Source organism: Pseudomonas brassicacearum (assembly GCF_003732265.1).
Classification (GTDB): Bacteria; Pseudomonadota; Gammaproteobacteria; order Pseudomonadales; family Pseudomonadaceae; genus Aquipseudomonas; species Aquipseudomonas brassicacearum_D.
Genome location: NZ_MOBK01000062.1, coordinates 1 through 787 on the forward strand (window position 1 = coordinate 1; position 787 = coordinate 787).

1 protein-coding gene is annotated in these 787 nt (G+C 63.9%); it reads right to left on the reverse strand.

Annotation, left to right across the window (positions count from 1 at the left end):
• Positions 1-787 (reverse strand): efflux transporter outer membrane subunit (locus tag BK660_RS30045; protein ID WP_123436398.1); only part of this gene is annotated, 787 nt, incomplete at both ends.

Here is a 787-nt window from a genome sequence, read left to right on the forward strand (position 1 = left end):
CAGTTGATCGTCGATTTCATGCCAGGCGCGCAGCACGGTTTGCTGATAGGCGACGGCGGCTTCCTGTTGTTGCGCTTCGCGCAGTTGCAGCATGCCGCGCAGGCGTCCGCCGTCGAACAACGGCAGGCTGAATTGTGGGCCGATGCCGAAGGCGCGCGAGCTCCACGAGCCGAAATCGCTGAGTTGCATGGCTTGCGAGCCGAGGTTGCCCGACAGGGTAATACGCGGATAGAAATCGCCCTTGGCCACACCGATGTTGGCGGTGGCCGCATGCAGGCGCGCTTCGGCCTGGCGGATGTCCGGTCGGCGTTCGGCCAGTTGTGACGGTAGGCCGATGGCGACTTGCAGCGGCGACTGCGGCACGTCGGCGTCTGTGGATAACTCTTTGGCCAATGCCTGTGGTGGTTCGCCCATCAACAGGCTAATCGCATTGATCAGTTGCGATTGGCGTTGTTCCAGCGCCGGCAAGCGTGATTCGATGGCAGCCACTTGCGCAGCGGCTTCGGCGACGTCGAGATCAGTCGCCACGCCGTCGGCCAGGCGCAGTTGCGAGAGTTTCAGGCTGTGCCGCGCGACGTCGAGGTTCTGCTCGGTGACGGCGCGGGTGTTCTGCACGCCGCGCAGTTGAATGTAGTTTTGTGCGGTGTCGGCGAGCACCGCCAGCAGCACCCCGCGACGGTCGTTTTCGGCGACTTCAAGGTTGGCGTCGGCAGCTTCGGTTTCGCGGCGCACGCGGCCCCAGAAATCCAGTTCCCATGAAGCGGAGAAACCGGCGTCCCACAGGTTG